General features: G+C 70.9%; 20 protein-coding genes and 2 tRNA genes. 6 read left to right on the forward strand and 16 right to left on the reverse strand.

Annotated elements, in window-relative coordinates; translation table 11 throughout:
- Positions 1–20: 20 nt before the first annotated feature.
- Positions 21–111: transfer RNA gene (locus tag AB0L71_RS26495), tRNA-Ser, on the reverse strand.
- A gap of 252 nt (positions 112–363) precedes the next feature.
- On the opposite strand from AB0L71_RS26495, the gene AB0L71_RS26500 reads away from it, so the two are divergent.
- Both AB0L71_RS26500 and AB0L71_RS26505 read left to right on the forward strand, forming a co-directional pair.
- The gene (locus AB0L71_RS26500; protein WP_365247505.1) at positions 364–822 is read left to right on the forward strand and encodes an SSI family serine proteinase inhibitor; all 459 of its coding nucleotides are present in this window, start codon (positions 364–366) and stop codon (positions 820–822) included.
- A 226-nt stretch (positions 823–1048) separates the two neighbouring features.
- Positions 1049–5020: a PAS domain-containing protein gene (locus AB0L71_RS26505; protein WP_365247507.1), complete on the forward strand. Its 3972-nt coding sequence runs from the start codon at positions 1049–1051 to the stop codon at positions 5018–5020.
- A gap of 126 nt (positions 5021–5146) precedes the next feature.
- Here AB0L71_RS26505 and AB0L71_RS26510 read toward each other — a convergent pair whose 3' ends face one another.
- The 9 genes from AB0L71_RS26510 to AB0L71_RS26550 all read right to left on the reverse strand — a co-directional run bounded on the left by AB0L71_RS26510 (position 5147) and on the right by AB0L71_RS26550 (position 13386).
- A complete protein-coding gene (locus tag AB0L71_RS26510) occupies positions 5147–6796 on the reverse strand; it encodes a long-chain fatty acid--CoA ligase (RefSeq protein WP_365247509.1) in 1650 nt (549 codons plus the stop codon).
- 146 nt (positions 6797–6942) lie between these two features.
- Positions 6943–7566, reverse strand: coding sequence for a SigE family RNA polymerase sigma factor (locus tag AB0L71_RS26515; protein WP_365247511.1), 624 nt, complete (start codon positions 7564–7566; stop codon positions 6943–6945).
- Positions 7567–7764: 198 nt separating this feature from the next.
- Positions 7765–8931: a lipid-transfer protein gene (locus tag AB0L71_RS26520; RefSeq protein ID WP_365247513.1), complete on the reverse strand. Its 1167-nt coding sequence runs from the start codon at positions 8929–8931 to the stop codon at positions 7765–7767.
- Positions 8928–9323, reverse strand: a complete 396-nt coding sequence (locus AB0L71_RS26525; RefSeq protein WP_365247515.1) for a MaoC/PaaZ C-terminal domain-containing protein — start codon at positions 9321–9323, stop codon at positions 8928–8930. Before AB0L71_RS26525 ends, AB0L71_RS26520 begins: the two co-directional genes overlap by 4 nt.
- Positions 9320–10354: an acyl-CoA dehydrogenase family protein gene (locus AB0L71_RS26530; RefSeq protein WP_365247517.1), complete on the reverse strand. Its 1035-nt coding sequence runs from the start codon at positions 10352–10354 to the stop codon at positions 9320–9322. The genes AB0L71_RS26525 and AB0L71_RS26530 overlap by 4 nt, the downstream gene beginning before the upstream one ends.
- Before the next feature lies 1 nt (position 10355).
- The gene (locus AB0L71_RS26535) at positions 10356–11297 is read right to left on the reverse strand and encodes an OB-fold domain-containing protein (protein WP_365247519.1); all 942 of its coding nucleotides are present in this window, start codon (positions 11295–11297) and stop codon (positions 10356–10358) included.
- Positions 11294–12469 carry an acyl-CoA dehydrogenase family protein gene (locus AB0L71_RS26540; RefSeq protein WP_365247521.1) on the reverse strand — a complete coding sequence of 392 codons (1176 nt, stop codon included), beginning with the start codon at positions 12467–12469 and terminating at the stop codon, positions 11294–11296. Before AB0L71_RS26540 ends, AB0L71_RS26535 begins: the two co-directional genes overlap by 4 nt.
- Before the next feature lie 193 nt (positions 12470–12662).
- Positions 12663–12974, reverse strand: coding sequence for a hypothetical protein (locus tag AB0L71_RS26545; RefSeq protein WP_365247523.1), 312 nt, complete (start codon positions 12972–12974; stop codon positions 12663–12665).
- 199 nt (positions 12975–13173) lie between these two features.
- Positions 13174–13386 carry a DUF4287 domain-containing protein gene (locus tag AB0L71_RS26550; RefSeq protein WP_365247525.1) on the reverse strand — a complete coding sequence of 71 codons (213 nt, stop codon included), beginning with the start codon at positions 13384–13386 and terminating at the stop codon, positions 13174–13176.
- Positions 13387–13826: 440 nt separating this feature from the next.
- Between AB0L71_RS26550 and AB0L71_RS26555 the strand changes: the two genes are divergently transcribed.
- Entirely contained in the window at positions 13827–14402 is a 576-nt protein-coding gene (locus AB0L71_RS26555) for a GNAT family N-acetyltransferase (protein WP_365247527.1), read from the forward strand.
- Positions 14403–14495: 93 nt separating this feature from the next.
- Here the strand turns inward: AB0L71_RS26555 and AB0L71_RS26560 are convergent.
- The 5 genes from AB0L71_RS26560 to AB0L71_RS26580 all read right to left on the reverse strand — a co-directional run bounded on the left by AB0L71_RS26560 (position 14496) and on the right by AB0L71_RS26580 (position 19405).
- Positions 14496–14582: transfer RNA gene (locus tag AB0L71_RS26560), tRNA-Ser, on the reverse strand.
- 112 nt (positions 14583–14694) lie between these two features.
- Complete coding sequence (locus AB0L71_RS26565; protein WP_365247529.1) at positions 14695–15837, reverse strand: acyl-CoA dehydrogenase family protein; 1143 nt, start codon at positions 15835–15837, stop codon at positions 14695–14697.
- Positions 15838–15876: 39 nt separating this feature from the next.
- Positions 15877–16497, reverse strand: a complete 621-nt coding sequence (locus AB0L71_RS26570; protein ID WP_365247531.1) for a helix-turn-helix domain-containing protein — start codon at positions 16495–16497, stop codon at positions 15877–15879.
- Between the two features lie 35 nt (positions 16498–16532).
- Positions 16533–18350 (reverse strand): AMP-dependent synthetase/ligase, encoded by a 1818-nt coding sequence (locus tag AB0L71_RS26575; RefSeq protein ID WP_365247533.1) that lies wholly within the window; start codon positions 18348–18350, stop codon positions 16533–16535.
- A gap of 371 nt (positions 18351–18721) precedes the next feature.
- The gene (locus AB0L71_RS26580) at positions 18722–19405 is read right to left on the reverse strand and encodes a TetR/AcrR family transcriptional regulator (RefSeq protein WP_365247535.1); all 684 of its coding nucleotides are present in this window, start codon (positions 19403–19405) and stop codon (positions 18722–18724) included.
- A gap of 225 nt (positions 19406–19630) precedes the next feature.
- On the opposite strand from AB0L71_RS26580, the gene AB0L71_RS26585 reads away from it, so the two are divergent.
- The 3 genes from AB0L71_RS26585 to AB0L71_RS26595 all read left to right on the forward strand — a co-directional run bounded on the left by AB0L71_RS26585 (position 19631) and on the right by AB0L71_RS26595 (position 23841).
- Positions 19631–20854 carry an oxygenase MpaB family protein gene (locus AB0L71_RS26585; RefSeq protein ID WP_365247537.1) on the forward strand — a complete coding sequence of 408 codons (1224 nt, stop codon included), beginning with the start codon at positions 19631–19633 and terminating at the stop codon, positions 20852–20854.
- A gap of 188 nt (positions 20855–21042) precedes the next feature.
- Positions 21043–23349 (forward strand): molybdopterin cofactor-binding domain-containing protein, encoded by a 2307-nt coding sequence (locus AB0L71_RS26590; RefSeq protein WP_365247539.1) that lies wholly within the window; start codon positions 21043–21045, stop codon positions 23347–23349.
- Positions 23350–23364: 15 nt separating this feature from the next.
- On the forward strand, positions 23365–23841 hold the full coding sequence (locus tag AB0L71_RS26595) for a (2Fe-2S)-binding protein (protein ID WP_365247541.1): 477 nt from the start codon (positions 23365–23367) through the stop codon (positions 23839–23841).
- 48 nt (positions 23842–23889) lie between these two features.
- Here the strand turns inward: AB0L71_RS26595 and AB0L71_RS26600 are convergent, their stop codons facing one another.
- Entirely contained in the window at positions 23890–25416 is a 1527-nt protein-coding gene (locus AB0L71_RS26600) for a trypsin-like peptidase domain-containing protein (protein WP_365247543.1), read from the reverse strand.
- Between the last annotated feature and the right edge of the window lie 247 nt (positions 25417–25663).

Below are 25663 nucleotides of genomic sequence, written 5' to 3' on the forward strand. Positions count from 1 at the left end.
ACGGGGCTTCGGTGATGAAGCGGAGGCGGAGGGATTTGAACCCTCGATGGGCTTTAAGACCCAAACCGCATTAGCAGTGCGGCGCCATAGACCGGACTAGGCGACGCCTCCAGCACACCCCACGCATGCGCGAGAGGTACGTGCAGATGATGACACACCTGAGTGTTGCGTCACCAATCGCTGCCTACGGTACTAGGCAGTCGGCCGCGAGGGCAAAGCGTCTGCGGGCGCGCAACGCCGTGGAGTGCGGAGCGTTAGTGAGGAAGAGGGCGCCGTTCTCCCGTTCCATCGGCCTCCCGGCCCGTTCGCCCTCCGCCCGCCCCGTTTCTCCGCCCCTCGAAGGGCACGAGCACAGGAGCCCGTATGTTGCGCCGCCTCAGCCTCGCCGCCGTCACCTCTCTCGTCGCCCTGTCCGCCGCCGTACCGGCCGCGAGCGCGGCCACCGGGACCTTGCCTCTCCCTCTGCCCCTGCCCCTGCTGGACGGGGACGACGGCCGCACCCGGCTGACGATCACGGTCTCGGGCACGGGGGATCCGGCGGCAGACGGCACCTTCGGGCTGACCTGCGGGCCGGCCGGCGGCAGCCACCCGGCGACGGGGCAGGCCTGCGACCGGCTGACGGAGCTGGCGGACCGGGGCGTGGACCCGTTCGCCCCGGTACCCAAGGACGCGCTGTGCACCCAGCAGTTCGGCGGCCCGGCGACCGCCCGGGTCACCGGGACCTGGCAGGGAAGGGACATCGACGCGGTCTTCGACCGGACCGACGGCTGCGCGATCTCGCGCTGGAACAACCTGCGGCCGGTACTCCCGGGCGTCCGCTGATCAAGGGCCCGCACCCGGCCCAGGATCTCTCGAACGGCACATAAACCGTCACATAAAGGGATGGAGTCGTACACGGTATGCACAGAAGCTTGGTGAGAGCTCCCCCGTATCCGCCGTCCCATGCCGCTCCCCAGCCCGTAGACTCCATCCGTGACAGCCTGCGGCCCGAGGGGCAAGATGGGGCCCGCTGTCGGCAAGGTGCGGTAATCAGGGAGGAAGCGTCGTCGTGAGCAGCAGGCCGTCCCGAGGCACTGCTCGCCTCGCAGCCATACTCGATGCACTCCCTGACGGGCTGCTGCTCGTCAACTGCAACGGCACCGTCGTCAACGCCAACACCATCGCGCTCGAGATGTTCGAGACGCCGGGCACCGCGCTCGTCGGGCGCGGGCTGCTCGATCTGCTGCCGGAGTTCGACTCCAAGCTGATCCCGGGGTCGATGCGGCGGCCCGACGACGCGGACGCCCGCAGCCGTACGAAGCCGACGCGGATGGTCGCCCGGCGCACGGACGGGACCGAGTACCCGGTCGAGGTCACCAGCGCCGACCTGGAGGACGGCCAGGCCGCGTACAACGACTTCCAGGGCGGTTACGCCGGCAGCTACACGGGCGACGAGCTGCTGATGCTCGTCGTACGGGATCTGTCCGGCACCGTCGACACCGAGGCCGAACTCGCCCGCTCGCAGCGGCAGACCGAGATGATCCTGCGGGCCGCGGCCGAGGGCGTCGTCGGCACGGACACGGAGGGCCGGGTCGTCCTGGTCAACCCCGCCGCCGCGCAGATCCTCGGATTCCGCGCGAGCGACCTGGGCGGCCAGGAGCTGCATCCGCTGATCCTGCACTCACGGGCGGAGGGCGAGCCGTTCCCGTACGAGGAGTCACCGCTCGCCGACACCCTGAAGTCCGGCCGCAAGCACCGGGTGCGCGGACAGGTCCTGTGGTCCAAGAGCGGTGCGCGGGTACCGGTCGACCTGACCACCGCACCGGTCCGGGACGGGGACCAGCTGGTCGGCGCGGTCATGGCGTTCACCGACCGCAGGCCGTACGAGGAGCTCGGCGAGCGGCACCAGGCCGAGGTCGCCGAACTGACCGCGGACCACACCACCGAGATCACCGAGCTGACGGAGCGGCACAGCACGGAGCTGGCCGACCGGGCCGAGCGGTACACCGCCGAGCTGGAGGCGCAGGCCGAGCAGTTGGCGGCGCTGACCGCCCGGCACGCCCAGCTCACCGCCGTGCTCGGCGAGTCCCTGCGCGGGCCGCTGGAGGAGCTGCGGGGTGAGCTCGGCACGCTCGCCGCCGATCCGGCCGGTCAGCTGTGGCCGGAGGCCAACCAGATCCTGCACCACCTGGCCGCGGGCTACGCCCGGATGACGACGCTCGTCGACAACGTGCTCGGCTACCAGCGCCTGGACGCCGGTGCGGAGGAGCTGTCCAAGGCCGAGGTGCTGCTCGACTCGGTCGTGACGGCCGGCATCGACGCGGCCGTCGAGCTGATCGGCCCCGGGCGCGCCCAGTTCGCGGTGCATGCTCCGCCGATCGAGGCCGAGGTGGACGCCGCCCGGCTGGTGACCGCGCTCGCCCATCTGGTCGCGGACGTCGCCGGGGTCGACTCGACCGGCAAGACCCGCGTGGTGCCGGGCGGTGGCTACGTCGACTCGACGGTCGTCGTCGCGGCGGCGCAGCGCGGCGAGGTCGTACGGATCGAGGTGCGCGGGCCGTTCGCCGGAGGGGACCCGGTGCACCAGCCGATCGTGCGCGGGATCGTGAACGCCCACGGCGGCGTGCTCCAGACGCACGAGGTGCCGGGGATGAGCGGCAGCGCGTACGTGCTCGAAGTGCCGTTGGGCACGGGCTCGGGAACGGTGACGCCGACGGCGCCCGCACCGGAGCTCGCGCCCGAGCCCGCGCCCGAGCCGGCCCCCGGACAGGGCGCGCCGGGAAGCGGACGGCGGCGGGCCCGCCGGGCGTCCACGGACGCGTTCCTGGCGAGCCCCCTGGACGCTTCGGGGGGCGGGCGCGGGAACGGTGAGGACACGGCGGCCGAACCGACGGGGCGGCGCCGGGCGCGTCGTGAGCCCGCGGAGCAGCAGGAGCCGAGCGCGCACGAGATCATTCCGGCGCAGCAGGGCGAGGGATCGGGGCGCAGGCGCGGCCGGCCGAGTCCGGCCGAGTCCGGTACGCAGCATGCCCTTTCGGCCCAGCCGGCGCCGTTGCCCGGGCAGAACCAGGGGCCGGAGCCCGCAGTCGATCAGCGGGGGCCGGGACAGGCGTTGGCGCTGCCCGCACCGGCGCCGTCCGAAGGGGCGCTGGTGACAGCGGCCGAGAGTGCTCAGGACGGCGGCGGCCGTCCGCAGCTCGGGCGGACCGTGCCGCCGCAGGGCGTCCCCTCCGAGGTGCCGCTGCCGGTACCGGTGCCGGCGGGCGGGCACCGGGCGCGCCAGGGCGGCGAGAACCAGCTGGCCCTGCCGGCCGCCTCCGCTGCTCCCGAGGGCTTCCCGCAGGCCGGTGACGGCCCGGGGCCGGCGCCGCAGCCGACCGGGCGCCGGGCACGCCGGGCGTTGGCGGGTGCGCAGGAGCGGTCCGCCCAGGCCGAGCCGGCCGGGCCCCGTACCGCGTTCGCACTCCCGCCCGCGGAGGCCGACCGGGCCCCGGCCACCGGGGCCGACGCGGATGCCGCGCTGCCCGTGCGCCACGACGCCGTACGCATCCCGCCGGGCGACGACCACACACCGCCCCAGGCGCACCCCGCACCGACCGGGCGGCGCCGGGGGCGTCACGCCGACGCCCCCCAGCAGACCGGCCCCGCCGTCGCCGTCGGGCGGCCCGCGGAGCAGACGCCCCCGCAGTCCGGCGACCGGGCGCACGACAGTGCCGCGCAAGCGGGTCCGGCCACACCCGCGGGACGGGCCGGCGAGCAGACGGACAGCCGCCCCGGTGATCAGGTCGCCGAGCAGCCCGGCAGCGCTCCCCAGTGGCCTGCGGCCGGTCAGACCACGCACACCACCGGCAGCACGGCCGCCGTGGGCGCCCCCGATGTCGCGGAGAGCCGTCCGCGGGACGTCGCCCCCGTGCCGCCCGCGCGCAGGCAGCCACTGCCCGCGGAGTCTCCGCTTCCGGGAGGTTCGTCGGACTCGACGCAGGGGCGCGCCTTCAGCGTGCGCACCCTCGGCCAGGGTGTGCCGTTCGCCCAGCACCTCGCGCATCAGCAGAACCAGACGCTCGGCGGTGCCGGACGGCGCCGCAAGCTCGCCGCCCCGCCGGAGGAGGAGCCCACCCCGCAGCCCGCACCGGCCCAGCCCGTGCCCGTCCCCGCCCAGGATTCGGGGCAGCTGCTCCCGGCTCAGGAGGCCGAGGGGCGCGCCTATGCCATAGGGGCGCCCGACGAGGGCGCGGAGGGGCCGGAGCCGCTGGACGGTCCGGGCGGTGCGGTCGAGGTCGCCAACCGTCCGTCGCCGCAGCCGGTCGACGACGAACTCCCGCCGGAGCCGCTGGACAACCCGCGTCGGCTGCTCGTCTGGCCCGCGCCCGATGTCTCCACTCAGCAGGCCCTGAGCGACCGCGGCTACCGTCCGGTGGTCGTGCACTCGCGCGAAGAGGTCGACGCGCAGATCGCGGCGTTCCCCGCCGCGCTCTTCGTGGACCCGCTCACCGGTCCGATCACCCGCAAGGCACTGCAGTCGCTGCGTCAGGCCGCGGTGGCGGCCGAGGTTCCGGTGCTGGTGACGGCAGGTCTGGGGCAGGCGTCGCGGGAGGCCGCGTACGGTGCCGACCCGGCCGTGCTCCTCAAGGCGCTCGCCCCGCGCGACAGCGAACAGCACCCGCCGCGGGTGCTGTTGATCGAGGAGCACGAGGAGATCGCGCTGGCGCTGACGGAGACGCTGGAACGCCGCGGCATGCAGGCCGTCCGGGCCGCCACGGACAGCGAGGCGGTGACGCTCGCCGCCCGGATCCGGCCCAACCTGGTGGTGATGGACCTGATGCAGGTACGCCGCCGTCGGGCCGGGATCGTCGACTGGCTGCGCGCCAACGGCCAGTTGAGCCGGACGCCGCTGGTCGTCTACACCTCCGCCGACATGGCCGGGTCGGACCTGCCGAAGCTCGGCTCGGGCGAGACCGTTCTCTTCCTGGCCGAGCGTTCCACCAGCGACGAGGTGCAGACACGCATCGTCGATCTGCTCGCGAAGATCGGCACGAACTGACCCGTCCGGGCGCGAACGGGCGGACGAAGAAGACGACGAGGTGACGGCGAGGGCGGTGCGGGGATTCCCGCACCGCCCTCGCCGTTCTGCCGTGTCCCGCCCCCCCATGCCCCGACCGGGCCGGGGTCAGAGCACGGTGACGTCCAGCTCGCCCTCCGCGTACTGCCTTCGTATGACCTTCTTGTCGAACTTTCCGACGCTGGTCTTCGGCACCGCCGCGATGACCGTCCAGCGCTCCGGCAGCTGCCACTTGGCGATGCCGGATTCGGTGAGGAAGTCCCTCAGGACCCCGTAGGCGGTGGTGGCACCGTCCCTGAGGACGACGGTCGCGAGCGGGCGCTCGCCCCACTTGTCGTCCGGGACGGCGATGACCGCCGCCTCGGCCACGTCCGGGTGCGCCATCAGGGCGTTCTCCAGCTCGACGCTGGAGATCCATTCGCCGCCGGACTTGATGACGTCCTTGGCCCGGTCGGTGAGCGTGAGGAAGCCCTCCTCACTGATCACCCCGACGTCGCCGGTCTTCAGCCAGCCGTCCTCGCTGAACTTGTCCTCGGGGCGCAGCGCCTCACCGTTCGCGCCCCCGTAGTAGGCCGCGGCGATCCAGGGTCCGCGCACCTCCAGCTCGCCGGCCGACTCGTTGTCCCACGGCAGGTGTTCGCCGCCGGGGCCGACCAGGCGTGCTTCGACACCGGCCGGGAAGCGGCCCTGGGTGATCCGGTAGGGCCACTCCTGCTCCTCGGTCAGTCCGGCCGGCGGGTTGGACATGGTGCCGAGCGGCGAGGTCTCCGTCATGCCCCAGGCGTGGCAGAGGCGGACGCCGAGCTGGTCGTACGCCGCCATCAGGGAGGGCGGGCAGGCCGCGCCGCCGATGGTGACGCGGGCCATGGAGGTCAGGTCGCGCGGGCGGGCGGTGACCTCGGCGAGCAGCCCCTGCCAGATGGTGGGGACGGCGGCGGCGTGGGTCGGCCTCTCGCGCTCGATCATCTCGGCGAGCGGGGCGGGCTGCAGGAACCGGTCCGGCATGAGCATGTTGACGCCGGACATGAAGGTCGCGTGCGGCAGACCCCATGCGTTCACGTGGAACTGGGGGACGACCACCAGCGTGGTGTCCTGGTCGGTCAGGCCCATCGACTCCGCCATGTTGACCTGCATGGAATGCAGGTAGATGGAGCGGTGGGAGTAGACGACGCCCTTGGGGTCACCGGTGGTGCCGGAGGTGTAGCACATGGCGGCGGCCTGGCGTTCGTCGAGCTCGGGCCAGTCGTACTCGGTCGGCCGGCCGGCGATCAGTTCCTCGTACTCGTGCACCCGGGGCGTGACGCCGTCGAGGAGGGAGCGGTCGCCCGGCCCCGTGACGACGACATGCTCGACCGACGGCATGTGCGGCAGGAGCGGTGCGAGCAGCGGCAGCAGGGTGCCATTGGCGATGACGACCTTGTCGTCGGCATGCGCGACGATCCAGATCAGCTGTTCGGCCGGGAGCCGGACGTTGAGCGTGTGGAGCACCGCGCCCATCGAAGGGATCGCGAGGTACGCCTCGACGTGCTCGGCGTTGTTCCACATGAGGGTGCTGATCCGCTGGTCGCCCTCGACCCCGAGCTCGTCGCGCAGCGCGTTCGCCAGCTGCGTCGCCCGCCGGCCGATCTCGGCGAAGCTGCGCCGTTGCGGCTCGGGCTCACCTGTCCAGGTGGTGACCTGGGACTTTCCGTGAATGGTCATCCCGTGTCGCAGGATGCGGGTGACAGTCAGCGGTACGTCCTGCATGGTGCTCAGCACGGCGTCCTCCCGGTGGGCGCTACGCGGCAGTAGGGTTCCGCAGATTCTGCGCACATACCGAGCGGTATGTCACTAGTTCCGGCCCTACGAAATCGGTGTCGTCCGACGGAAGCGGACCCCGACGGCACATCGCACCCGGCCGATTCTCATCGCACGGGAGCCAGCTCCGGGTCCTCCCTGAGCCTGCCCAGCGCCCGCGACACCGCGCTCTTCACCGTGCCGACGGACACCCCGAGCACTTCGGCCGTCTGGGCCTCGCTCAGGTCCTCGTAGTACCGCAGGACCACCATCGCCCGCTGCCGGTCCGGGAGCTTCAGCACGGCACGCCACATCGCGTCGTGCAGGACCTGCTGCTCGGCCGGGTCGGGGCCGGCCGACGACTCCGGTTCGGGCAGTTCCTCGCAGGCGAACTCGTCGATCCTGCGCTTGCGCCACTGCGAGGTCCGGGTGTTCACCAGGGTCCGGCGGACGTAGCCGTCGAGTGCCCGGTGGTCCTCGATCCGTTCCCAGGCGGCATACGTCTTGGTGAGCGCGGTCTGCAGCAGGTCCTCGGCATCGCTCGGGCTGGCGGTGAGCGAGCGTGCGGTGCGCAGCAGTACGGGCCCCCGCGCCCGCACGAAGGAGGAGAACGACGGATACCGGGCATGCGGAGCCCGCGGGCCGTGCGGGGTGCGCGCGGCCTGAGCCGTGCGCGGCGCGTACGAGCCGTGCGGGACATGTCCGGTGACGGCGGCTCCCCCGGAGGCGCCTGTGCAGACTGGCATGGTCATGGCTCCACGCTAGGAGCGGGCACGGCCCCGGGAATCGGCCCAAGGTCCCGAAATCGTGTCCCCCTCAGGGAGTAGAGACGAAGACGGCTCCACCTCCTGCAGGGGGAGCCGCCGGCGCCGGGGCTCAGGGTCGCCCCCGTCCCTGCCCGGACGCCTGCCCCTGCCCGGACCGGTTTCCCTCGCGGACCGCAGTCCCGCTCAGTCGTCCGCCCCCAGGATCAGACCCGAGGTGGGTACGCCCGTGCCTGCCGTGACCAGGACCCTGGCCGCCCCGGGCCGTTGGTTCACCGACGAGCCCCGGATCTGCCGGACCGCCTCCGCGATGCCGTTCATCCCGTGCAGATACGCCTCCCCCAGCTGGCCGCCGTGCGTGTTCAGGGGCAGTGCGCCGGCCTCGACGAAGCCGGCGGCCTCACCCGGCGCACAGAAACCGAACTCCTCCAGCTGCATCAGGACGAACGGCGTGAAGTGGTCGTAGAGGATGCCCACATCGATGTCGGACGGGGAGAGTCCGGAGTTCTGCCAGAGCTGCCGCGCCACCACCCCCATCTCCGGCAGCCCGGTCAGATCGTCGCGGTAGAAGCTGGTCATCTGCTCCTGCGCCCGCCCGGCCCCCTGGGCGGCGGCCACGATCAGGGCGGGCGGCCGGGGCAGGTCCCTGGCCCGCTCCGGGCTGGTGACGACGATCGCCTGCCCGCCGTCGGTCTCCTGACAGCAGTCGAGCAGCCGCAGGGGTTCGACGATCCACCGCGACGCGGCATGGTCGGCGAGGGTGATCGGCCTCCCGTGGAAGTACGCCGCCGGGTTCCGGGCGGCGTGCCGCCGGCCGGTGACCGCGACATGGCCGAAGACGTCCGGCGCCAGCCCGTAGGTGTGCAGATAGCGCTGCGCGGCCATGGCGACCCAGGAGGCCGGTGTGAGCAGCCCGAAGGGAAGGTTCCAGCCGAGTGCCGTGCCCTCCGCGGTGGGCTCCCGCTGCTGCACGCCGGAGCCGAATCTGCGTCCGGAGCGCTCGTTGAACGCGCGGTAGCAGACCACGACGTCGGCCACCCCGCTCGCCACGGCCAGGGCGGCCTGCTGGACGGTGGCGCAGGCCGCTCCGCCGCCGTAGTGGATGCGGGAGAAGAAGGTCAGCTCTCCGATGCCGGCCGCCTGGGCGACGGTGATCTCGGGGCTGGTGTCCATGGTGAAGGTGACCAGGCCGTCGACGTCGGCGGGGGTCAGCCCGGCGTCGTCGAGGGCGGCTTGCACCGCTTCGACGGCCAGGGCGAGTTCGCTGCGGCCGGAGTCCTTGGAGAACTCGGTCGCCCCGATGCCCACGATCGCCGCCCGGCCGCCGAGCGAGTCGGCCCTGCGCAGGCTCATGCCGCCTCCTGGGTCACACCGACGGTCACCGTGCCGGTGACATGCCTGCCGAGACTGTTGGTGCCGACGACCGACACCTCGGCCGTACCATCGCCCCCGCATGCGGTGACGGTGCCGGTGAGGACCATGGTGTCCCCGGGACGGTTGGGCACGCCCAGTCTGATGGCGACCTTGCGGAGCACGACCGACGGCCCCAGGCGGTCGGTCACATACCTGCCGACCAGGCCGTTGGTCGTCAGGATGTTCATGAAGATGTCCGGGGAGCCCTTCTGCCGGGCGAGCTCCGCGTCATGGTGCACGTCCTGGTAGTCGCGGGAGGCGATGGCGCCCGCCACGATCAGGGTGCGGGTCACCGCGATCTCCAGCGGCGCCAGTTCCTCACCGGCCTTCACTCCGATCCCTCCTTCACCAGCGACTCGCCGAGTTCCTGGAGCACTTCGCTGCCGCACCCCAGATAGGCGTCGAGCTGACGCCCCCAGAGGAAGTGCCGGTGCACGGGATGGTCGAGGTCCGCGCCCGTTCCGCCGTGCAGATGCTGGCCGGTGTGCACCACCCGCTTCCCGGCCTCCGACGCCCACCAGGCGGCGGTCAACGCCTGTGGTCCGTACGGCAGTCCGGCGTCGTACCGCCAGGCCGCCTCGTACGCGGTGACGCGTATCGCCTCGGTGTCCATATGGGCGTCGGCGGCGTGCAGCAGGACCGCCTGCTTGGTGGAGAGCGGGCGCCCGAACTGTTCCCGGGTGTTCGTGTGGGCGACGGCCCTGGCCAGCGACCCGGCACACACCCCGGCCTGCAAGCCGGCGAACGCGATCCGGCTCGCGGCCAGCACCGCCTCGTACGCCCCGGCGCCCCCGAGCCGCTCCCCGGACACCCGGTCCAGGACGAGCCGCGCCGCCGACCAGGGCGCCGTGGTCTCCACGGGCTGCGTCGTCACTCCGGGATCGGCGGTCCGTACGATCCACAGGTCACGATCGGAGTCCGCGACGAGGACGAGCTCCGCGTCCCTCAGCCACGGCACGTACGGCATGCTGCCGCTCAGCCGCCGCTCCCCGTCCGCCCGTATCCCGCCGCGGGCCGGAAAGGCCCCGGTGGCCACGGTCGTGCCGTCCCGCAGCGGGGGCAGCAGCAGCCGGCGCTGCGCGTCCGTACCGTGTCCGGCGACGGCGAGCAGCCCGTACACGCAGCTCGCCGCGAACGGCACCTGCGCCGTCGTCCTGCCCTGCTCCTCCAACAGGAGCACCAGGCCCAGCAGGCCGATCTCCTCGACGGCCGCGGTCAGTCCGGTCGCGCAGAGCTCCTTCCACAGCCCGGCGTCCGTCCCTGTTCCGGCCGCGGCAAGGCGCTCGTGCGTCGAGAGGTCCCCGAAGATCCGCGCCGCGAGTCCGCGCGCCGCGGTCTGCTCCTCGGTGGGTGCGAAGTCCATGTCAGCCCTCACCTCCCCGGAAGACCGGGAGCTCCAAGTCCGGGTCGGTGCGCAGGAATTCCAGCCGCACCGGCATGCCGGTCCGCACCTTGTCGTACGGCACGCCGACCACGTTGCTGACCATCCGCACCCCCTCCGCCAGCTCGATCAGTGCCACCGCGTACGGGCCGCCCTCCGGCGAGGTGCCGAAGGCGGGAAACGGCGGGTGATGCATCACGACATGGCTGAAGACGGTGCCCTCGCCACTCGCCTCGACCGTGTCCCACTCCCGGCCGCCGCACGCGTTGCAGCCCGGCAGCCAGGGAAAGCGCAGCACCCCGCAGGCCCCGCACCGCTGGATCAGCAGCCGGTGCTCGGCGACGCCCTGCCAGAACCCGGCGTTGTCCCGGTTGATCACCGGCCTCGGGCGCAGCCGCCGGTCACCGCGGGGCGACTCCGGCTTCCTGGCGGGCGGCGCGTACTTGAGGATGCGGAAGCGGTGCGTCCCGGCGAGTTCCCCCTCCGCCCGGACGTCCATCCGCGTCGTCACGAAGTAGCCCGTTCCGATCCGGGTCGTCTTCCGAGCCGAGACCGATTCGATCACCGCGTCGAACGTGATCCGGTCACCGGGCCGCAGCGGACGCAGATACTCCTGTTCGCAGTCGGTCGCGACCACCGAGGTGTATCCCGCGCCGTCGAGCAGGCCGAACAGCTCCTCGTACGCCGGGGACCGGTCGGTGTGCCCGGACAGGCCGCCCATCGTCCACGCTTGCAGCATCGTCGGCGGGGCGATCGCGCCCGACCCCGTGTAGGCAGGGTTGGTGTCCCCCATCGCCTCGCACCAGTGCCTGATCATCGGCTCGTTGACCAGGTCCTTGCCGACCCCCTCGGTCGCGGCGGCGCGCCCCTCGAAGGCCCTGAGCCGCTCGTACAGGGCGTCCGGTTCTTCTCGCGTGTCCGTCACCTCTTGCCCCTCTTCATGCCGAGCCGCATCGTCGCGACGATCTCCCGCTGCACCTCGCTCACGCCGCCTCCGAAGGTGTTGATCTGCGCGGCCCGGTTCATGCGCTCCAGCTCCCCGTCCCCGAAGGCGCCGGGCGAGCCGCCCCGCAGCGTCCCGGCGTCGCCGGTGATCTCCTGGCAGATCCGGTAGACCTCGACGGCGCTCTCGGTGCCCACGAACTTCACTCCGCTCGCCTCGCCCGGGGCCGGCGAGCCCGCGCCCACCTCCCCCACCAGGCGCCAGTTGAGCAGCCGCGTCGCCGCGAGCCGGGCGTACGCCTCGGCCAGCCGGGCGCGCACCCACGGCTCGTCCACCGGACGCCGGCCGGTCCCCGGGTCGGGGGTGCGTGCGAACACCAGCGCCGCCTCGTAGAAGTCCTCGGCCTGCATCCCGATGGCGGCGAGCGCCACCCGCTCGTGGTTCAGCTGGTTGGTGATCAGCCCCCAGCCGCCGTTCTCCTCGCCGACCAGATGGCCGGCGGGCACCCGTATCCCGTCGTAGTAGGTGGACGTCGTGGTCAGCCCGCCCACGGTCTCGATCGGCGTCCAGGCGAACCCGGGGGCATCCGTCGGGACCAGAATGATCGAGATGCCCCGGTGCTTGGGCGCGTCCGGGTCCGTCCGGCAGGCCAGCCAGATCCAGTCGGCGTTCTGCGCGTTGCTGGTGAAGATCTTCTGCCCGTCGATCACCCAGGAGTCGCCGTCCCGCACCGCCCTGGTACGCAGCGCGGCGAGGTCGGTACCGGCCTCCGGCTCGCTGTAGCCGATGGCGAAGACGAGGTCGCCGCTGAGGATCCTGGGCAGGAAGTACGCCTTCTGCTCCTCGGTCCCATAGGCCATCAAGGTCGGTCCGACGGTGTTGAGGGTGACCATCGAGACCGGTGCCCCGGCCCGGTAGGCCTCGTCGAAGAAGACGAACTGCTCGTCGGGGCCGCGGCCCTGACCGCCGTACTCGACGGGCCAGCCGATTCCCAGCATCCCGTCCGCGCCGATCCGGCGCAGCAGCCGGCGCTGCTCGGCCCGGTCCTCGGCGCCGGGCTCGGTGCGTGCGCTCCTCCCGGACATCACCGTGCTGAAGTACGTGCGGAGTTCGGCGCGCAACTGTCGTTGGCGCTCCGTCTGGGCGAGGTGCACGGCGGCTGCCTCCCGAACACGGGCGGACGGATCAGGGTTTCTGACTGTCCGTCAGATCGCGGCTCGCTGTCAAGGTCGGCGACACCCCTGCGGTCGGCAGACAACGCGAAGCGGCCTGCACGGAAACACCGAAGTGCTCCCGTGCAGGCCGCTGTTCGACCGCCCGTGGCCCGGCCCCCCGACCGGCCCGGTGTCACCAGAGTGGCGAGAAGTTCACCGTGATCGACTCGTTGTGCTGATGGATCCACGTGAACACCGGCCCGTTCACCTGCGTGGAGTTGCTCTGGTTCGACGCACCGGCGCCGACGGCCTGCTGCTGCGACGTGGACGAATTACCGGAGTTGTTGCCGCCGACACCGCTGCCGGCGAGGGTCGCGACGGCCGCGTTCGATCCGTCGTCCGCGAACGAGCCGTTGTCGGCCTGGGCCACTCCCCCGAAGAGCGCGGCGGCGAGGGGAAGGGCGGCAACAGCGGCAAGGGCGCGAGCGGTACGGATGCTTGCCATGTCAATCCTCCAGGAAGCGGAAGTACGGCTTTTTCCGGAGCAGTTGGCCGACCGCCCCGGCTTGGTCACGACGTCGCGAGACGAAAGCTGCCCACCGCATCCCCGGCGAACCACCCGCACGAACCGATTCCCCCGCAAGCGTGAGGAACGCCCGGCAAACGTCCGGCCTGCCGATCAGCGGTCCGGCAGGCTTGGTCGCCTACGTGTTCTTGTCCTCGGCGAGCGTGTGGGCGACGAGAGCATTGGCATGACCGTGGCCAAGTCCGTGTTCGGCCTTGAGCCAGGAAACCAGCTCCATGTGCTTGTTCAGAGCTGAGGCGCGAATGAGCTCCTTCCATTCCGCGATCGGACGCCCGTACTTCTTCTCGATCGAGGGAAAGTAGCTGGCAGGTCCCTTGACGGCTTCTGTCATGTCGGCAGTGTCCTGTTCATGAGTGGGGAGTGACCGGGGTGACGAGGCGCCATCCGATTCCATCCGGTCACCGATAGGACTGCAACTCGGACGAGAACTCATCGCCCGGCCAAGGAATGGCGCGGCAGAACACCTCGTACGGGAATGTCCTGCGCCCCCTCGCTCTGGGTCGTCATCGCCTTAAACGGTGACCTGCACCCGCTCCAACGCCCCTCCCCCTCCATGGGGTTCCATTGGGTCCTTCCCTACCGGTCCGACGCTGACAGCGGCCACTGACAGCCGCGCATGTAAGGGCTGTGGCGGTGCCGACGAAGGCAAGGAAGTGCCCGGGTTCGGGGCCACCGGCCTTCGTCGGCTTTCCACGATGCCCGTCGGCCCCGGGGCTGACGGGCACTGTTAGCGTCTTCCGCGCCAGTGACCCTGAATGAGCGGAGACACGCGTGTTCCCTGAAACGGTGCTGCATACCGAACGACTGACCCTCCGCCCCTTCAGCAGCAGCGACATCCCCGACACGCAGGCGAGCTGCTCGGACCCGCTCACCCAGCAATGGCTCCCCCTCCCTCACCCCTACACCCTGGATGACGCCACCGCGTGGTGCACGAAAGTGGCCCCGGCCCTTCGCGAATCCGGCGACGGCATCCACTTCGCGGTCACCCACTCCCACACCGGGCGGTTGGCCGGCACCGTCGGGTTGAAGAAGACCGACTGGCGAGCTCGGGTGAGCGAGGTCGGCTACTGGATCTCCCCCTGGGCCCGCGGCAACGGCATAGCCGCTGAAGCAACTCGCGTACTGGCTGGGTGGCTTCTGGCCGACCAGCAGTTCCAGCGTCTGGAGCTCCGGGCCGCCACCGAGAACACCGCGTCCCAGAAGGTCGCACTCAAGGCCGGCTTCCACCACGAAGGCATCCTGCGGAACGCGGGCTTCGTTCACACCGGTCGGGTCGACCTCGTCCTGTTCTCCCTGCTTCCGGACGACTCCATGCCGACGGGCGGCACCCTTGCGGGCGCTCGATGACACGGGCGTGCGCGGATGTGACAGGACCCCATGACGAAGGGGTGCCCCTCGATCGGGACACCCCTTCTGATCAGCACGTTCTCTGACCTGCTGCGGTGGGTGTGGGATTTGAACCCACGGTGACATCGCTGCCACGACGGTTTTCAAGACCGTTCCCTTAGGCCGCTCGGGCAACCCACCTCGGCCCCACCCACCAGGGGTGGGGCGGGGTACAGCGTACCGGCTGGGCGGCCCGGGCAGCGAAGCCTGACCGCAGGATGACCACGGGCGGCCGACTGACCCTCGCGGTCCCCTACAGTCCGTACGTCTTCCCGATGATGTCCCGCTGGATCTCGCTCGTCCCGCCGTACACCGTGGACACGACGGTCGACCGCAGCAGGGCCTCCATGCCGTACTCGGTGGTGTATCCGTAGCCGCCCATCATCTGCATGCCCTCCAGGGTCACGTGCTTGGCGAGCTCGGTGCACTTGAGCTTCACCATGGACGCCTCCCGGGCGAACACGCGGCCGGGCTCCGCGTCGATCGCGGCGGCGACGTCGTCCAGCAGCAACTGGGCGCAGGTGAGTTCGGTGGCCATGTCCGCGATCCGGTGCCGGAGAGCCTGGAACGAGCCGATCGGCCGGCCGAACTGTTCACGCTGGCGCACATACGTCACGGTGTCGTCGAACGCCCGCCGGGCCACGCCCAGCATCAGAGCGGCGAGGATCATCCGCTCCAGGTTCAGGCCGGCCATCAGCTGCTTCCACGCCTGTCCGGGGACGCCGACCACCGCGGAGTCCGGCAGGAAGCAGTCGGTGAAGTACAGGTCGTTGACGTCCTTGCCGCCCATGGTGTCGATGCCCCTGATCCGCAGGCCGTCGACGTCGGTCGGCACCATGAACTGGGTGAGCCCCCCGTGTTTCGACTGCTCCCGTGACGTCCGCGCGATGAGCAGGATGTGGTCGGCGAAGTGCGCGTTGGAGCACCAGGTCTTCTGCCCGTTGATCACATAGCCGCCGTCGGTGCGCTCCGCGCGGCAGGTCAGGGCTCCCACGTCCGATCCGGCTCCCGGCTCGGACATCGAGATGGCCTCGACCCGGCCCTGTGCCACGCCCGAGAGCACGGTGCGCTTCTGTTCCTCGGTGCCGAACTTCTCGTACGCCGCGGCGGCGATGACGGTGGTGCTGAAACCGCCGATGGGCGCCAGACCGTAGGAGGTCTCCTGGAGGAACAGGCAGAGTTCCGTCATGCCCTGGCCCACGCCGCCGTACTCCTCCGGGACGGCGATGCCCAGCCAGCCCAGTGCCGCCATCTTCTCGTAGAGCTTCTGGTTGTGCTGCTCCTGGCCGTGGCCCGTCAGCTTGTCCCGTTGCTCCTTCGTGCCGCATTCGCGGCGGCAGAAGTCGGCCACCGCCTTGACCAGGTCACCTCGTTCGTCCGACAGAACTCGGGGCATGACGTGCGTCTCTCCTTCGGTGGGGTCGGAAGCGGGGTGTCAGTCCTCCCGCAGCGCGGGGAACACCGTGTCGACCAGGTGGAGCACGGTGCGTGTCAGGATCACGTGCAGGTCGCTGCGGCTGAGCGTGCCGCGCACCAGCCATTCCCGGGAGGCGGCCTTGAGCATGCCGCTGTGGCAGCGGATCATCGCCCGGAGCTTCTGCCGGCCCTCGGTGACCTCGGTCATCATCGCGGCCTCGAGGATGCGGTCGGTCGCTATCTCATCGGCCTCCAGCATGATCCGGTCGATCTCCGGGTCGTTGCCGAGGGCCTCCAGGCCGATGGCCGCCAACCACATCTCCCGGTTGCGTTCGACGACTTCGAGCCACCGGTCGACGCAGATCGACAGCCGCTCCTCGGCGGTGGTCGGGGGCAGCCGTTCCGACACGGAGGCCGGTATCACCATCATCTGCCGCACCACGGCCAGGTAGAGCTCCCGCTTGCTGCCGAAGTAGTGGCTGACCAGGGCACGGGCCACGCCGGCCTCGGCCGCGATGTCCGAGATGGACACCGTGTCGTAGCTGTGCGCCCCGAACAGTCTCCGTGCGACGCCGAGGATCTCGGCGCGCCGGGCGTCCGGCTCCATTCGGCGTCGCTGGGCCTGGCGCTGAACGGCCATGCGGTCATTCCCTCCCTGGTCGCGGTGTGTCGGACCTATGTGTACATCGATTCGATCGTGGCGGCGTGCAGTTCGTCGACGGCCCGGCGTCGCAGGCTCAGCTTCGGCGTCAGCTCGCCGGTCTCCACCGTCCACGGGCCCGCCAGAACACGGTGTTTCTTCACCTGTTCCGCGCGGGACAGCACCGTGTTCGCGTCCGCGACCTGCTGGTCCAGGGCGCCGAGCACCACCGGATGACGGGACAGCTCGTCGAGGTCGGTGGCGGCGATGCCGTTCGCCCGTGCCCAGACCGGGGCCGCGTCCTCGTCCAGCACCAGCAGCGCGGTGACGTAGCGGCGCCGGTCACCGATCGCGACGGCCTGGGCGACCAGGGGGTGCGCCCGCAGCAAGGACTCGATCCTGGTCGGGGCGATGTTCTTGCCGCCGTCGGTGATGATGAGTTCTTTCTTGCGGTCGGTGATGGTGACGATGCCCCGGGAGTCGACCGTTCCGACGTCGCCGGTGGGCAGCCAGCCCTCCGCGTCGGTCGCGGGCTCGATGCTGCCGTCGGCCTGCAGGTAGCCGGGGAAGACGACGGGGCCGCGGACGAGGAGTTCGCCGTCGCCGGCTTCCTTGACCTCGATGCCGGGTCCGGGACAGCCGACCGACCCGAGCGCGAACCTCTCGGGGGTACTGACGGTCGCGGCGCCGGTGGTCTCGCTCAGGCCCCACACCTCGTACACCGGCAGCCCCACGCTCGCCAGGAACTCCAGGACCGCGGTGGGGATCGGCGCCGCTCCGCTGAAGGCTCGGCGGCAGTCGTCGAACCCGAGGGCGGCACGGATGGGCCGCATCACCTGAGCGTCGAGGTGGTCCAGCGGCTGAAGGAGCTCCGCGGGGAGGTCCTTCCCCTCGGAGCGGAGGCGGTACAGCTCCAGGGCGGTCTTCCGGGCCTGCGCCACCACCACGGCCTGTTCCCCGGAAAGCGCTGCGAGCTTCGCCTGCAGTCCGGCCGCGAGCTTCTCCCACACCCGGGGGACTCCGAAGAAACCATGCGGGCGCACCGCGAGCAGCGTGGGCAGCAGCTGGTCGAGGTCGGGGCAGATCGTGACGTGACCGGCGTTGCAGATCGGCATGTAGATCCCGAGCACCCGCTCGGCGATGTGTGCCAGCGGCAGGTACGCGACCGACCGCGGGTGGTCCGGGACGGGGACGAGGCGGTCCTGCATCAGGGACTCGTGGATCACGTTGCGGTGGGAGAGCACCACGCCCTTGGGGTCGCCGGTGGTCCCCGAGGTGTACACCAGGGCCAGCGGCTGGTCGGTGGTGGCGGCGTCCGTGAGCGCCTCGAACGCGGCGTCGTCGGGCGGTACCGCGCCGCGCACGGCCGCATAGCTGACGAAACGCGGATCATCGGCCGGGGCGGCGTCCCAGTCGAGGACGACGACGGCGCGCAGGTGCGGCAGGTCCGCCAGGACCGGCTGCCAGCGCCGCATCTCCTCCTCGCCCTCCAGGACGAGGACGGTGGCGGCGCTGTGCCGGGCCACCGCTCCGATCTGCTCGGTGCTCAGCGTGTCGTACGTGCTGCACGGCAGGGCGCCGATGTGGATCGCGGCGAGGTCGGCGACCCAGTGCTCGGCCCGCCTGGACATGGCGATGAGCATCCGTTCGCCGGCGTTCAGGCCGAGAGCGGTGAGGCCGCGAGTGAGGGCGGCGACCTCGGCACGCAGCTGGGTCCAGGACAGGGTTCCCGCGTCCGGTCCGATGCCGGTGGTCAGTGCGGGATGCTCGGCGAACTGCTGGGCGTTGCGGCGCAGCAGTCTGGTGATCGTCAGCCCCTCGACGGACTCATGCAGCGGCTCTGCTGTGGTCACGGCGGGCTCCCTCTCTCGCGAACGTGAGCGGACTCCTTCAGCGGTCCCCACAGTGAACCCGCTCTTGGCTGGGTGTCAATAGATCGCGAGCCGTCGACCGGACACCTGTCGACCATGCCTGATGGAACCTCATGTCAGCGCTGTATATGGCTGGTTGCTGCGTGACCGCTCTGTTGACACAGAGCCAATAGGTGTTCTTACCTGTCCCCGTCGAGGCCTCCACGCGGGCCGTGGCGAGGCCCCGCACGGGCGGATCGACAGGCACACGGCCCGCCGGCGGAGAGGAGGTGCGGGACCGTGGCCGACTCAGGCGTCCGCGAACGGTTCGAGCCGCCCGCCTCCCTGGTGGCCAGGGCCGAGAAGGGCGGACTCTACAAGTGAGCGGAGGGCGGCGGCCCGAGCATCGGGACGAGGAACTGCCGGGCGACCGCGCCCATCCGCTCCTCGTCGTCGAGGTCGATGACATGGCTGGGGATGACCAGGAAGGACGCGGAGACGCGCACCATCATCTCGGCCACGAGGTCCACGTCCACCTCGTTCGAGACGTTGCCCGCATGCTGCTCCTGCCGGAGCCCTTCCGCGACGAACTGCTGCACCACGGAGAGGGTGCGTCCCCCGTCGCTGGTCATGGACGGTACGACGGCGTCCGGCTCGGCGGCCATGAGACCGCCGATGAGACGGTTGTGACGGATGGCCCGCAACGAGCTCACGAAACCCAGGACGACACGGTCGGAGACGGTCTCGGCGTCCTTGATCTCGACGGTGAACTGATCGAAGTAGCGCCGGAACTCGCGTTGTACGACCTGCTCGACCAGCGCCTCCTTCGAAGCGAAACGACGGTAGACGGTGATGCGGGAGACACCCGCCAGCCGTGCCACGTCCGCCATGGTGGACCGCTTGATCCCCATGCGGCAGAAGTGTTCGTACGCGGCGTCGAGCAGGCGCACCGCGATCTCGTCGTCCAGCTCCGCACCGTCACCGGCCTCGCTGAACGCGAGCTCCAGCACGGACGGGGAAGCGGGCGACCCGGCGAGGGCCGGCAGGACAGGTTCCACGATCGCCTCCCGGATTCTGTGCGGAGTCTGGCGTTCACCCCTCACTTGTGCTCCTCTGGAGATACTCAGAGGCTCACCTTGTTTCAGCGTACCAAAGCCCACTGCACGGCTACGCCGGGCCGGTCGGTACCCCTGCGGACCTGACGCACACACCGCGCAGCCGACTGCTTCATCAGTTCCTTCACCTCACGACCCCACCAGCAGGAACCAAGGAGGAAAACAGCGATGGACGGACTCAGCAGGCGCCAGATGCTGGCCGCCGGAGGGGCACTGGGAGCCCTCGGGCTCATAGCCACAGCGTCGCCGGCCCGGGCCAGGTCCCTGTGGACGTGGTCACCGAGCGGCTCGGTGGCGGGCACCGGAGCGGGACTCGACCCGGAATGGCTGTGGGACGAGGAAGCCGACCCGATCGTCGCCGCCGTGATCGACCGCGGCGACGTGCCCCAGGTCAACGAGGCGCTGCGGCAGTGGACGCGCAACGACCAGGCGCTCCCGGCCGGACTCCCCGCCGATCTGCGCGACTTCATGGAATCGGCGCGCCAACTGCCGTCCTGGGCGGACACGGGCAAGCTCGAGGACGGGGCACAGGTCACGACGAAGAAGGGGATCTACACGGGAGCCCTCTACGGGCTGGGCAGCGGCCTGATGAGCACGGCCATCCCCCGGGAGGCGCGCGCCGTCTACTACTCCAAGGGCGGCGCGGACATGAAGGACCGCGTCGCCAAGACCGCTCTGTTCGGTTACGACGTCGGCGACCTGAAGGCCTACCGGCCCGAGGGCGGGATGATCGTGACCGCGGTGAAGACCCGGCTGGTGCACGCGGCCGTGCGGCACCTGCTGCCCCAGTCCCCGGGCTGGTCGCAGACGAACGGCGGTCAGACGATCCCGATCAGCCAGGCGGACATCATGGTCACCTGGCACAGCCTGGCCACCTTTGTCATGCGCAAGATGAAGGAGTGGGGAGTCCGGATCTCCTCCAAGGAGGAGGTCGGGTACCTGCACACCTGGCAGGTGACCGCGCACATGCTCGGCGTCCGCGACGAGTACATCCCCGCCACCTGGGCCGCGGCCAACGCCCAGTCCAAGCAGGTCCTCGACCCGATCATCGCCCCGTCGGACGAGGGAGCCGCGCTGACCGCTGTCCTCCTGGACATCGTCGCGGAACTCGACGCCGGCCTCACCCGGCCCCTGATCAACGCGTTCTCCCGGTACACGGTCGGAGACGGTGTCGGTGACGCCATCGGCCTGGGCAAGGAGCCGTTCTGGCAGCCGCTGATCAGCGCCGCCTGGCCCCTGCTGGTGGCCTTCCGCGAGGGCCTGATCCCCCTGCCCCTGGTCCCGGCGGGCGCGTGGACCGTGGAGGAGGCCATCCGGCAGTTCGTCCTGCTCTTCCTGGGCGAGGCGCAGCGCATCGAACTGACCATCCCGGAGACCAACCGCCCGTCCTGAGCCCCAACACCGGCACATGAGGCCGCCGGCGCAGGGTGCGTCGCCCCGACGCACCCTGCGCCCGCGCGCACCGTCCCCACCGCGCCGGGCACCACGGCGGCCTCACCGCCCCGGAGCACGCCGGCCCGCCCGGGGCCGAGCCGCACAGAAGGAGGACCGACGCGTATGCGCAGGAGAGGACACCGTCGATGACCGACTCCGCCCGTCCGGCTCAGCCGGAGCCCGGCGGCCCCGACCCGGGCAGGCGCCGGTTCCTCGGATACGTACTGGCGGCCCCGACCCTGCTGGCCGCCGCCGAACTCGTTCCTGCCCCACCGGCCAGGGCCGAGATCCCGTCGGCGGAGATCACGGAGCTGGTCGATCTCAACGACGTGATGACCGCGGCGGTCCTGCCGACCGCCGGCCTGATCACCGTTCAGGTCAACACGGACGGCACGGTGTCCTTCGCCCTGCCGCGGGCCGAGGTGGGGCAGGGCATCACCACCTCGACCGCCATGCTGATCGCCGAGGAGATGGACGTGCCGCTGGAGCGCGTCCGGGTCACGCTGGCCGACGCACGTCCGGAGCTGGTGTTCAACCAGCTCACCGGTGCGTCGAACACGACCATCTCGACGTACACCCCCGTCCGGGTGGCCGCCGCCATCGCCCGCGGGCAGCTGCTGCGGGCCGCGGCGGCCGAACTCGGCGCGGCTGTCGCCGACCTCACCGTGAAGGCGGGCGTCATCACCGGCCCCGGGGGCAGGAGCACCGACATCGGCGCACTGGCCGAGAAGGCCGCGAGCATCCGGACCCAGCAGGTGACCGCTGAACTCAAGCCGGACGATCAGTTCACCGTCATCGGCACTCCGCACAACCGGATCGACGCCCTCGCCGCGGTCACCGGACGCAAGAAGTTCGCGATGGACCTCGACATCCCGGACGCCAGGCCCACCATGGTGTGCCGCCCGCCGACGATCAACGGCAGGGTCGGGTCGGTGGCCAACGCCGACGAGGTCCGCGCCATGCCGGGTGTCACCGACATCGCCGTGATCTCGACCGGCGTGGCGGTACGTGCCGAGACCTTCGGCCAGTGCATCGACGCCGTACGCGCGCTGCGTGTGTCGTGGACGTCGGGCACCGTGCAGGGCAAGTCCGACGAGTCGGTGCTCGCCGAGCTCCAGGCCGCCGAGCTGCCGCTCGGCCTTCCGCCGCTCACACCGAGCGTGGAGGCCACGTTCACCTTCCACTTCCGCAGCAACAGCGCGCTGGAGCCGAACTGTGCGACAGCCGATGTGCGGGCCGACCGCGCCGAGATCTGGGCGAGCCTGAAAGCACCGATCGTCGCGAAGGAGGCGATTGCCGCCAAGCTCGGGCTGCCGCTCTCCGCGGTCACGGTGCATGTCGCCGAAGGCGGCGGCTCGTTCGGACGCAAACTCTTCTTCGACGCCGCGCTGGAAGCCGTCGAGGCATCCCGGGCCATGGGCAAACCCGTCAAACTCATGTGGCACCGCGCCGACGACTCCCGTCAGGGACGCGTCCACCCCATGGCCACATCCCGGGTACGTGCCGCCTACCTCGGCACCACCGTCCTCAGCTACACACAACGGCACACCAGCGTCTCCACCGACCTGAGCCACGGGATCGGCGAGATCTTCACCGCCATGGCGGCGAGACTCCCGGTGGGAGACATCGGCTTCTCCGAGCTGTTCTTCCAGCTCTCCCAGTCCATGCCCTACGAGTTCGGCGTCAACAGCCGACTGCTCAGCGAGACCGGCAAGGGCTTCAACACCGGCAGCATGCGCAACGTCTACTCCCCCGACGTCACCTGCGCCCGCGAGCTCGTCGTCGACCAACTCGCCGCGAAAACGGGAAAGGACCCCTTCCGGTTCCGACGCGGTGTCCTGCGCGACGACCGTGCCCGAGCGGTGCTGGACAAGGTCGCCGAAGTCGGCGACTGGGGACGGACCATGCCGTCCGGCACCGCGCAGGGAGTCGCCTTCCACTCCGAGTACCACTCCGTCAGCGCGGCCCTGGTGGAGATCGACTGCCGCCCCGAAACCGTCAACCGCCCCATCCGCGACGGGGTGAGCGGACCGCGTGTCACCAAGGCCGTGTTCGCCGTGGACGTCGGGCTCGCCGTCAACCCCCGTGGCCTGGAGGCCCAGATGATGGGGTGCGTCATGGACGGCATCGCCCTGGCCCTGACCTCAAGCCTCCACCTGCGCAACGGGTATTTCCTGGAGGCCAGTTGGGACAACTACTTCTACACCCGGCAGTGGAACACACCGCCCGAGCTCCAGATCATCGTCATGCCGGCCACCACCGGAACCCCCGGTGGTGCCGGTGAACTCGGCGTCGCGGCCTCGATGGCTGCCGTGGCCTGCGCCTACGGCCGGGCCACGGGGACCATGCCCACCAGCTTCCCGATCAACCACGCCACCCTGTCCTTCGTGCCCAAGCCGACCGTTCCCCCCATCCCCCCGTCCCCCGTCGACGGCCTGGACCACGTCCAATGACAGCTGGGAGACCCCGTGCCTCAACACACGTTCCGCCTCAACGGCGAACAGGTCACCGTCGACGTGGCCGACGACGTACGACTGCTGTGGGTACTGCGTGACGTCCTGGGCGTGACCGGGCCGAAATACGGCTGCGGCATCAACGTCTGCAAGGCGTGTACCAGCCACCTCAACGGCGAGGCCGTCAACCCCTGCGCGATCCCGGTCGAGAAGCTGAAGCCGACCGACGAAGTCACCACGATCGAAGGGCTACCGGCCACGGTGGGGGCCGATCTGCACCCGATGCAGCAGGCGTGGCTCGACCACGACGTGGCCCAGTGCGGCTACTGCCAGCCCGGCCAGATCATGGCCGCTGTCGCACTCGTCCGCCGCGTGGCGAAGGAAGGACGGGCGATCAGCGAGGCCGATCTCGACGGCATCCGCAACATCTGCCGCTGCGGCACCTATGTCCGCATCCGCGAAGCCATCAAGGCCGCGGCGACCCATATGTGAGGGGCCCGGCCGGGAATCCCCGGCCGAGCCCCTGCACCGACCGACGTGCTAGCTGTCGCCCTTGCGCTCGCCCAGGGTGACCTCGGCCGTCGCCGTCTTGCCGTCGCGCTTGTAGGTCAGGGTCACCCGGTCCCCGGGCTCGTGGGTCCAGATCTGACCGATCAGGGTCGGGCCGCTGTCGATCATGGTGTCGTTGAACTTCGTGATGACATCGCCCGCCTTGAGGCCCGCCTTGTCCGCGGGGCCGCCCTGCACCACGGCCGCCGTCCCGCCCGTGCCCTGGTCGGAGATGACTGCGCCGCCGCCCTCCTCGTCCATCTTGACCGTGGCGCCGATCACCGGATAGACCGGCTGACCGGTCTTGATCAGCTGCTGGGCAACGTTCGTCGCCTGGTTGATCGGGATGGCGAAGCCGAGGCCGATGGAGCCCGCCTGGGTCTGGCCGACACTGCTGCCGGTCGACTGGATGGCCGAGTTGATGCCGATGACCGCGCCGCGCGAATCGAGCAGCGGGCCGCCGGAGTTGCCGGGGTTGATCGACGCGTCGGTCTGCAGGGCGCTCATGTACGAGTTGCTGCCGCCGGAACCGTCACCGGAGGCGACCGGGCGGTTCTTGGCGCTGATGATGCCCGTGGTCACGGTGTTCGAGAGGCCGAACGGGGCGCCGATCGCGATGGTCGAGTCACCGACCGCGACCTGGTCCGAGTTGCCGAGGGACAGCGGGGTGAGCCCCGACGGGGGGTTCTTCAGCTTCAGCACGGCGACGTCGTAGCCCTGGGCCCGGCCGACCACTTCGGCGTCGTACTTCTTGCCGTTGGAGAACGTCGCCGTGAGCTGACCGCTGTCCGCGGCCGAGGCCACCACGTGGTTGTTCGTGAGGATGTGGCCTTCCTTGTCGTACACGAAGCCGGTGCCCGTCCCGCTCTCTCCGTCACCGCCCTGCGCCTCGATGGTGACCACGCTCGGCAGCGCCTTGGCGGCGACGCCCGCGACCGTGCCGGGATCGCGCTTGAGGTCCTGCGGGTCGGTCGACGCCGCGACCGTCGTCGAACCGTTGGAGCTGTCGTTCCGGTCGGCCGCCCAGTAGCCGAGGGCACCGCCGACACCACCGGCGATCAGCGCGGCGGCCGCCACCGCGGCCACCAGGCCGCCCATGCCGCGCTTGCGCGGGCTCTCGGGGGAGCTCAGCTCGGCCGGGGCACCCCAGACCGGGCCGGCGCCGCCGCCCTCGGCGCCGTGCTGCGCGTACGCGGGAACGGCAGGAGGAGGCGGGGGCCAGTTGGCCTCGGCGGCGGACTGGATCCCGGGAGGAGGCGTCCCGGGCACGGGGGGCAGGGGAGCGGTCGCGGCCGTCGGTTCCCCCGTCGGAGGGAACGGAGGCGCCGTCGGAGACTGCGGCGCGGCGGTCGCGTCCGGCGCCTGCGGCTGCTCCGGGGCGGCCGGCTCGGACACGGGCGTGCTCGCGGACGGACCCTGCGGAGCATCGGCCGGCACGGGAGGCGCGGACGGAACGGACGGTACGGCCTCGGCCGCAGCGTCCTTGTTGCCCTCGTTGCCCTCGTTCTCTGTGCTCACAGCTGTTTACTCCTCGGGTTCCATCATGTTCGGCAAGAGATCCGCTGTGTACGTGTCCCGGGACAGGATTTCCCATGGCACGTCAGGCCACTGTAAACACGACCTGTGCATGCGCACACCAATCTTTACATCCGACGAAACGGACTACCTGCGGAAGACGCCCGCGGCCGCGGGCAGCCGACCTGTTGCACGGCGCACGCCGCGACCTCCGGCGGCACACGCAGGACGCACCGGCCGCCGCTCGGTG

This window comes from Streptomyces sp. NPDC052052 (assembly GCF_040680455.1).
GTDB lineage: Bacteria > Actinomycetota > Actinomycetes > Streptomycetales > Streptomycetaceae > Streptomyces.